Here is a 9,350-nt window from a genome sequence, read left to right on the forward strand (position 1 = left end):
GAGATATTGAATGCCTACATCCTTGATAGAGGATGATTGTCATAATACATCTTTTAACCACAATGACATTAACGAAGTATTAAAAAATTGACTGGTGGTTGGATCACATGTAGTAGGTCTTATACCTTCCATCGGTCAAACAAATATAGTATTTTTTTGATTATGAGAATTTTATTAGCAAATAAGTTTTACTATCGTAGAGGAGGTGATTGTATCTACACGATCAATCTCGAAAGCATGCTGAAGAAGAATGGACATGATGTTGCGATATTTGCAATGCAATGTAAAGACAATCTGTATTCTGATTGGAGCAAATACTGGCCTTCAGAAGCCACATTTCGTCCTGGTCCAAAGATGATAAAAGGCTTTTTGCGTCCTTTTGGTAGCAAAGAGGTCGCAAAAAAGTTTGCTGCTCTGGTGGATGATTTCAAGCCTGATGTGGTGCATGTTGGCAATATCCATTCTCAATTGAGCCCGATTATTGTGAAGATAGCTCATGAGAAGGGTGTGATGGTTGTGTGGTCGATACATGATTACAAGCTTCTTTGCCCTCGTTATGACTTCATGCAGAATGGGAAAACTGTTTGTGAGGAATGTCTCAGCAATGTGCACGCTGTGCTTGACCATAACTGTGTGAAAAACTCGAAAGTAGCAAGTTTCCTTGGATATAAGGAGGCTATGAAATGGACAAGAAAAGATCTTGATGAGTGGACTGACAGTTTTATTTGTGCAAGCGATTTTGTGAGCAATATCATGGTGCGCGGTGGTTTCTCAAAAGAAAAGGTTCACACTATAATGCACTCGATTGATACAGATTGCTGTGTGTTAGATACTTATCAAACAAAAGATAGACGTGAGTATTATTGCTTCATTGGGAGATTGAGCCATGAGAAAGGCTCGAAAACTTTAATTGAGGCTGCAAATAGGTTATCGCACAAATTGGTCGTAATAGGTGATGGTCCACTTACTGAAGAATTGAAGGCTATTGCACATGAGAATATTGAATTTGTAGGTTTTCAGAATTGGGATGGAATAAAACGAATTGTTAGCAGGGCTCGTTTCTGTGTGGCTCCTTCTGAGTGGTATGAGGTATTAGGGTTGGTGAATTTGGAATCATTGTGTCTCGGCGTTCCTTTGCTCGGTGCAAACATCGGTAGCATCCCATGTTTGATCAACCAGTCGAACGGCATGATCTTCGAGCCAAGAAACGTCGAGGATCTATCAAACAAAATCGAACACATGTGGAATGCTGATTTTAATTACAAGGATATAGCAAGAATTGCTATTGAAACATACTCGAACAACACTTATTACGAGAAATTGATGAACATTTATAATAAAGAAAAGCTTAGTCTCGCCTGAAAGACGATATAAAGCACCGACCGTTGGTACGCTAGGCATGAGGATCAGAGGGACAGGTACCTTGATTCACTTGAATTAAAGGAAATGGGTCCGCAAGCGGACTTTGTGGGTGAACGCGAATTGTCGGGAATCACTACTGTCCACTAAAATCCATTAACAATTCTCTGAAACACGCATAAATACTAATGTTTTGAGCAAATAAACCGTAAGCGTCCAAAAGTGGTTTTAGGTAATCCGTGAAAAAGTTTGTACCTTTGCGCTGTTAAATTCAATAAACAATAAAAAGGTATGATAAGTTCTTTCATCTCGACCTGTCAGCAGAAGTGTCGCAACTTCCGCGACTTCTTCGTTGACTATGTTCGGGAGTGGAACAGGGGACGAAGGGACTATGACAATCTTGTTAGTCTTGCTTTCTCCCCGGCGACCAATTAAAACAAGTTAAATTTCAATTAAATCACAAATAGGCGGGCTTCTCGGAATGCCCGCCCTATAAGGGTTTTAATCACTTTTGGACGCTTACATATTATCGGGATAAGATGGTAAGCATCCAACCACTATATAATTAATTTGCTTGCATATATATATATTTATTTTAATTTTCTTGCAAATTTGAAATAATATATGTAATTTTGCAGCACATTCATCAATGAAAGCAAACGATATATATAATAATTCACTAAAGGCATTATGGCAGAATCTTCAAGATTCAATAAATCATTTAATGCCTAATGATAGATGTTTCGTGATAGCCTTATCACGTAAGGGAACTCGTATGCTTGAATTGCTGGGCTCTAGATATGGTAATTCTGATAATCATGATTTGACATCTTTATATGGAGTTACTGTCGTCACTGAATTATCCCTTCCTTTGCTTTTCAAGAATATTAATGAAGACAGTGACAAAGGACGGATAATAATAAAGATTGTTGACGATGCTATCTATTTTGGCTCAACTATACTGTCAATATATAATGAGGTAACAAAATTCATAGAGTATTACGGACTTGAAAACAGGGTGGTTGTTGAAGGATTATACGCCGCAATAAAGTCTAATGGGTCTATTGACATCAGGGATTTGACAGGTCAGAAGGTTTATGCTATTGACAATGTTGGCAAAGGATATGCGCATTATTTTGTAAAACAGTTAACTCATGATTTCCGCGGAATGTGCAATACGTTGGAATATGAATTCCCCATTATTGAGTGTAATGTTGGAGCTGCTCTTGATATTGAAAGCTTTGAGGCTCAATTAATGATTCGCTATGGTCAAAACAATACTTATCGAATAGATGACAATGAGGGAGTAAAAAGTTTCAATATAGTGCTAAGAAATCAGGAAGGATCTTTGTTTAACAAAATAAGGATATATTATGGCAATGGAATATTGCGCATAGTACCGATGTCGCCTCGTCCGATTTACGACAATTATGAGATGATGGGCAATTTAATGTCTCATGTGTCTCACCCGTTGGCAGATTTGTGGGAAAGGTGTTACCATACGTTAAAAGAAATAGCTGATAATTCCAAGCAAGACGAGACATTGTTTAGAAGCTCTCGCCGTTTAATGGTTATCCTTCATAATTATCTTCTTTCACTTTACAATTTCGAAACGGAAAGACGTGCGTTTTATACGATATTATCGTCTTTCGGTGTTGACACAGTACTAAGGTTAAGTTGTAGTAGCCTATTCTGTATCTTGGCAGATGAATCTATGGTCAGGAGTATAACTGATGAGGTTAACAAATATCTCAATGGACCTGGTTTCAATCGCTTAACTGCTACTGTTAGAGTAAGATTCTTAACGGAACGGTCGCCTTTATTGGTTGAGAGCAATTGCGTAATGCCCAACAGAATAAAGTATCTTGATGATACCAACAGGCAATTGTTCCCGAAATGTTCAAATGTGAACGAGGCTCTCTCGGCTATGCTGTTCAATCAGACAGTAATTCTGGAAAGTTATTCGAGAACATTGGACACAAATGGCAGCAGATTGAGGTTTGGTTATACCCATGAGTCACTGTCTGATGAGTTAGACCATTATTACAAGTCGCAAAAAGCCGGTTTATGGAACGAAAAAGACCTTCATCGCTGGATTGATATACGTATTGATAATGGCTGTATGGTTCCGCAGTATATCGTAAGCACCAACAACAACCAACAGTGGGAGCGAGTCTTACGCCCAGGCGAGAATGAGGATGTTATATTGAGCCATTTGTCAAGATACGCTCTTATGATTCTTGACCTTATGACTGACGCAGACCTCGGCATTGGAGATACGGATGTGAAGTCGGATAATTATGAGCGAATGTTGGCTTATACATTTTATAATTTAGGGGATGAGATCCTTGACGAGGAGTCATTCCTTGATTTATGCGTGGATGAAAGTCTGAGGCTCAGGTTTAATCATGGGAAGTATGTCGTTGACTATCTTTGCGAAATGTCAGTGCTAAAGAAGTCTGATGGAATGATAGGTATTCATTCAAGACTACTTGAAAGTGATGTATATAAGTCATCCACATTCACTGATGGGTTGAATGACAGAATCAAAGAACTTGTCGAATTATTCCCAAGGAAAGTTGAATATAATGGCAACTTTGATTATAAAAATTCTGATTACACTGAAAAATTCAATTTCTATATGAGACGCTTAATGAAATTGGAATCAGTCAGATCGTCATATATAAGAGCCAATGAGATTTTTGATGACTTTTTGTCAAATTTGGACATTCCAAGAGATGAGTTTATAGATTATCAGCATTTGATGTCACAAAAATTCTGGCAGACTATCTCAGTATCATGCGTGGATGAGATTCTGATAACCAAGTATAAGGAAGAGTTGGACGAGCCGTATTATGATTATTGGCTCGACATGTCAAAGTTGTTTTTCTTTATGAATCTCTTATATGCCATAAAGTGTTATACTGAGGATATTCTTGCTTCATATGTCATGGCTGTTGAAGAGTCTATCAAGGCATTGGATATTTTGGATGTATTCCAAAAAGCCATGGATCTTTGTGGAGAAGACAAGGGTTGGAGTGAGGAAGCCATTTTTTACATACGCAAGTGTATTGAACAAAAATTAGTTCATTAATAATATAATCTTTTCCTTTTTTTATGAATATTCTTGTTAAGCGCGCACTCAAGCAGATGGGCGGAGACAAGGAAGTGCTTGATGCGATAAACAATATTGTCGCAAGTTTAGGCATAGGTCCTTTAGACACTGAATCGGCAGATGATAAAAGTGATGACTCGTCGAATGTACTGGAGAAAGAGTTTGTTGATTGCAGGATTAAGTCTATTAGGTTTTCTGATTTCAGGTTGTTTCCTAAGCAATATAATGGAGACTACGGCCTGTCTTTCCTGAATGACAAAGAACCGTCCTCATGTGTTTTCATTGGGGCCAACGGCACAGGAAAGAGTTCAATATACTCTGCCTTGGAATATGCATATACAGGGTATTCAAGTCATAGAGAGGAAGTATATGGGATTGACACTTATCTGAATTATGCATTTGTCGACAAGGGGACATCGTCGTTATCACTGTCCATGTCCTCTGGTGATTGCAAGAAAATTGACATACCTAATAACACAGTTATGGATTATCCACGGTCGTTTTTTTGTTCGGAACATGACATAAACATAATTTCAAAAGAGCAAAACCTTGCAAGATTTGTCTTGGAACAGACAGGCTATGCCGATTTATGGAAATTGAAGAGTGAGCTTGAAAATAAAATCAGCAAACTAAGTAATGTAAACAGACAAGGTAGCAAACTTTCAGGGAAAAGGAAAAGGGAAGTGCTTATTGAGCTGAAAAAAATGTCAGATGCCAAGATTGAAGAGTTGAATCGCTTTTCGAATTTGGAATCAATAGATGAAGTGGAATTAAAGAAAGAACATCTTTTGTTTAAAGCTCGTTGGGACAAATTTAAGAGTACAGTAACTATTAATAGCAAAAATCTTAACCCACAGGTTACTTCGACCACATCCGAGATAGACAAATCTGCAGAGGCCAAATTGCTTGAGATGTATAAGACTCTTTGGAAAGTTATAAATGAAGAAATGTTGGATGAACTTCGCGAATTGGTAGCATCTATGGATACAATCAATGATTCTGACGAGAATGAAGAGATAACAAAGGAGATAAGTACACTAAAAACTGCACAGACAATTGTAATGGAAATAATAGGTTCCCTCTTCAAGGAAATATGCACAGATTTCTCCGAATTCATTGAGAAAGAATTGGTCTATTTTTCACCTTCGAAAAATGAAGATATATTTACCTTCTTTACTAAAGATGATAATTATATATCCTTGTCGATTAAGGCTGATGGCCATAAAGACCCTTTCACTACGGATGCTCCTTCATATCTGAATACATTCCGCTTTAGAATCTATTGCATATTGCTAAAGGTGTCACTTTCGATATGGTATATGAAGAAGTCTAAGACCATTCTGCCTATTGTCATAGACGATATTTTTTCTTCAAGTGATTTTGACAACAACAACCGGCTCGACATTTTTATATATGAGATATGCGAACTTTATAATAGTCAAATCAAGGAAAAATGTAAATGTAATATACCTCTTCAATTGATAATATTGACTCATGACAATCAGGCGAAATATGCACTGGAAAAGGGTTTGAACACTGCGAAAATCCACAAGACGCTAACTTCGGATGTTATTTCCAAGAGGATATTCTCGCCGATTGATATCAAAGGACATGAGAGCGAGTTCAGAAAAGCCGATTTTATTAATCTTTATATATAAAAGAAATGGAACACTACAACAAAAAATCTATCTATATAGCATTCATGATTATTTCATTTTCATGCCTTTTGCTGTTCATAATATTGTTTTGGTGTAACTATCCCCAATTCTGTACTCATTGTAGCTCTGCATGTGATACATTAGCCACTAGTAACTATGTATGTTACGACAGTTTATCTTATTCTGCGTTGGTATCAAAGGTAGACTCTATTCAAACTGTGATTAATCGGATAGACAGTCAATATCAACAGAATATTGATACCATGGTTAACAAGATGAACACTTGGATGGGGTATTGGATGACACTATTGACCTTCATTCTGATGATTGTTTCTATTTGGCAGTTCCTTAACGTAAGGAATATGTGGGATGAATTTAAGGATATAAATAATAATATAGATAAAAAAATCAAGGAAATTACAGATAAACGTGCAGAAATTGATAGACAGTTAACAAAATTTTATTCCATGTTCCATTTACTTTCTTCAATAAAAGCCATTAACTCGCAGTCTGACGCTCAACTAAATAAAATATCACATAGATCTGACATAAAATATTGTTTGGACAATATTATTATCAGTCTAAGTATGATTGAGGAATTCATTAAAGAGGAACAATCGGGCAATAATGCTCTGCTTGTAAGCAAATTCAATAATGAGATAGTCATGGTACTCCCTTTGATAATCATGAATGTTCGCGAGTCGTTATATCAAGTAAAATTCTATTGTGAAAGTGTCGTTGATAATATCAAATTCAACACTCTCCAGGATAATCTGTTAGAATTGGAAAGAAGCATAAGAAGTCATCGGGTTATCTCCGATGATGATAAAAACGAGTTCTATAAGCTAATCACTGATTTGACAGAACTATCTAGTTCTATTTAACCTTGATAGGCTACGACTCGACGATGATTGATTGTTGATTACTGATTATACTGCGCATCGGGCATCATTCATCAGCAATCAACAATCAGTCACCAGTTTTCACTTCATCAGGTAGGCGAATTCTTTGCTGGGCTTGAAGTTGGGACAGGACTTGGGGGTGGCGCCGGGCATCTCGTTGTGACCGCGGATGAAGGCTTTGGGGAATTGTTTCTTGAGCTTGATCAAGAGGGCGACGAGGGTACCGCGCTGGGCGATGGTGCGGGTGTCCTTGGGTTTGCCGTTGGCATCCAGGCCGCCTTCGTAGCAGATGCCGATGGAGCAGCGGTTGAAGGGACGGCAATGGGCGCCGACTTCGTTAAGGCGGCGGTGCTGAGTAGTGGTGCCGTCCTTGCGGATGTAATAATGATAGCCGACGTCGATGAAGCCGCGTAGCAAGTGGTCGTGCTTGAGCTGCTCGGGGGTGTAGTCACGGTCGCAACGGGTGGCGGAGCAGTGGATGATGATGAAGCGGACTGACTGGGGGGACATGAACTGGGTGTTCTCGATGTGGGTGAGGAGGTGGTCCTCGGAGGCGACGGTGTCGCCGGCAATGGTCATGGGGTATTGTTCTGTAATCATAGTGTAAATGAAGAGTGAAGAATGTTTTTTAAATGAAGAATGAAGAATGAAGAGTGAAGAATGAGATAAACGCAGATGGTGCGCAGCTATCGACGAAGTCAATAAGGCTGCGCAGCCATTGAACTTAGAGGAGCTGGGAGGCGGCACCGCCGGCTGCGCCTGTCAGAATGAGTTTAAGAACCTCGATGGCATACAATACGATGGTTTTCCAATTTACTTTCATAGACGATGTTTTTAGATAAATGAACATTATAAACTTCATAAAGTGTTTTTTTTGTGGTCAGCAATTACCAGCAATAGACAGCAATGTTTCATCAATATTTTTTTTGATAATTGCTGGTTATTCATGGCAATTGCTGACCAAGACAGAAAAGACTACTGGCCGAGGTCGTCGCCGCCGCCTTCAGACGTGCCGGGGCCGGTGACTTCGCCTGAGCTGTCCTCTGGTACGGTGTTGTCAGCTGAGACGGTGCCGTTGTACTTCACTAGGGTGATCTTGTCGGGCAGAAGGTCGTAGATGCGCTTCTTGTTGATCAGCTTGAACGAGGGGTTGAAGGTGGGGACAAGACCTACGATGAGCTTCGCAGTGGCTTCTGCCTCGGTCTTCACAGTGCCTGAGGTGATGAAGCGGATGGAGAGGTTGCCGAAGCCAAGGAGCTGGATGTTGTAGCCTTTCTTGAGGTTCTCCTTCACGTAGTAGGCGTAGCGGTCGAGGACGTTCTTTACGTCGCCTGGGGTGGCGGAGGACTCGGCGGCAATCTGGTTGGCGACGTCTTCGGTGGTCAGAAGGCCGTAGCTGACGGGTTGGACACTGTACACGGTCTTTGGATGGTCCTTGTCGAACATCACCGTGTGCTTAGTTACTTTGTAAGCTTTAGACATTTGTGATTGCCCATCGCCGGTATGGGACTTGGTGTTTACACAGCAAGGGGGCTGTGCCCGGCAGGGGGGTTAAACAATAATATTTTTGAGTCAGTAATTTTTATGTTTTTTTGTGTGGTCAGGAATGTCCAGTAATATACAGGAATTTTTCAGAAATATTTTTTTCTTGATTATTCCTGGCTTATTCCTGATGATTTCTGACCAAGTTAAAAAGAGTTTTTTGTGGTCAGCAATTATCTGCAATATACAGCAATGTTTCAGAAATATTTTTTTTCTTGATAATTGCTGGTTATTCATGGCAATTGCTGACCAAGGCAAAAAAAAAGGGAGTGGCAGTAAGTCAAAGAGCGATTGGGTTTCGTTTTCTGATGCAAAGGTACTACATTTTAATTTGACGGATGCTCATGTTTGCTCATGTCTGCTCATATGGAGCGGGAGAGATAAAGGGGCTCTTGTCTGGTGATAACTGAAAGGGGGATTCAGATGGGAACTGAATGGGGTAGTCAGTTGGTAACTGATTGCGGTATTCAGTTGGGTACTGAATAGGGCTTTCAGTTGGTAACTGAATGCGGTGGTCAGTTTACGGATCACCAAGGTAGTGCATGATGAGACGGACTTGCCTTGCTGTCAGGGTCTTGGTCTTCTTGTATGGCTGACCTATTTCCTCCAAGGCGGCAACGAGGTCGGGACAGTGGACTATCCACATTCGTAACGATCGGACTGCCTCTACGTCGCTCTTCTCGGGGCAATACATCTTTGCTAAATCTCTTCGCTTCACGGGGAAAATTGAAAAATTAAAAAATTAAAAAATTAAAAGATTAAAGTCTTAAAAGG

The 9,350-nt window shown here is 39.6% G+C and carries 8 protein-coding genes; 5 read left to right on the top strand and 3 right to left on the bottom strand.

Annotated features, from left to right (window positions below):
• Positions 1–162: 162 nt before the first annotated feature.
• The 5 genes from CIK98_RS09105 (at position 163) to CIK98_RS09120 (ending at position 7,016) form a co-directional block, all read left to right on the top strand.
• A complete protein-coding gene (locus CIK98_RS09105) occupies positions 163–1,362 on the top strand; it encodes a glycosyltransferase (RefSeq protein ID WP_094383923.1) in 1,200 nt (399 codons plus the stop codon).
• A gap of 288 nt (positions 1,363–1,650) precedes the next feature.
• The gene (locus CIK98_RS18140) at positions 1,651–1,794 is read left to right on the top strand and encodes a hypothetical protein (RefSeq protein WP_172409883.1); all 144 of its coding nucleotides are present in this window, start codon (positions 1,651–1,653) and stop codon (positions 1,792–1,794) included.
• A 214-nt stretch (positions 1,795–2,008) separates the two neighbouring features.
• Positions 2,009–4,453 carry a hypothetical protein gene (locus CIK98_RS09110; RefSeq protein ID WP_094383924.1) on the top strand — a complete coding sequence of 815 codons (2,445 nt, stop codon included), beginning with the start codon at positions 2,009–2,011 and terminating at the stop codon, positions 4,451–4,453.
• A 56-nt stretch (positions 4,454–4,509) separates the two neighbouring features.
• The gene (locus CIK98_RS09115) at positions 4,510–6,132 is read left to right on the top strand and encodes a hypothetical protein (RefSeq protein WP_141210487.1); all 1,623 of its coding nucleotides are present in this window, start codon (positions 4,510–4,512) and stop codon (positions 6,130–6,132) included.
• A 275-nt stretch (positions 6,133–6,407) separates the two neighbouring features.
• On the top strand, positions 6,408–7,016 hold the full coding sequence (locus CIK98_RS09120) for a hypothetical protein (RefSeq protein WP_141210488.1): 609 nt from the start codon (positions 6,408–6,410) through the stop codon (positions 7,014–7,016).
• Positions 7,017–7,115: 99 nt separating this feature from the next.
• Here the strand turns inward: CIK98_RS09120 and CIK98_RS09125 are convergent, their stop codons facing one another.
• The 3 genes from CIK98_RS09125 to CIK98_RS09140 all read right to left on the bottom strand — a co-directional run bounded on the left by CIK98_RS09125 (position 7,116) and on the right by CIK98_RS09140 (position 9,294).
• Positions 7,116–7,634 (bottom strand): N-acetylmuramoyl-L-alanine amidase, encoded by a 519-nt coding sequence (locus tag CIK98_RS09125; protein ID WP_094383927.1) that lies wholly within the window; start codon positions 7,632–7,634, stop codon positions 7,116–7,118.
• A gap of 375 nt (positions 7,635–8,009) precedes the next feature.
• On the bottom strand, positions 8,010–8,516 hold the full coding sequence (locus CIK98_RS09130; RefSeq protein ID WP_094383928.1) for an HU family DNA-binding protein: 507 nt from the start codon (positions 8,514–8,516) through the stop codon (positions 8,010–8,012).
• A 580-nt stretch (positions 8,517–9,096) separates the two neighbouring features.
• The gene (locus CIK98_RS09140; protein WP_172409884.1) at positions 9,097–9,294 is read right to left on the bottom strand and encodes a DUF4248 domain-containing protein; all 198 of its coding nucleotides are present in this window, start codon (positions 9,292–9,294) and stop codon (positions 9,097–9,099) included.
• Positions 9,295–9,350: the final 56 nt, after the last annotated feature.

This window comes from Prevotella sp. P2-180 (assembly GCF_002251435.1).
In the GTDB taxonomy this organism is placed as follows: domain Bacteria; phylum Bacteroidota; class Bacteroidia; order Bacteroidales; family Bacteroidaceae; genus Prevotella.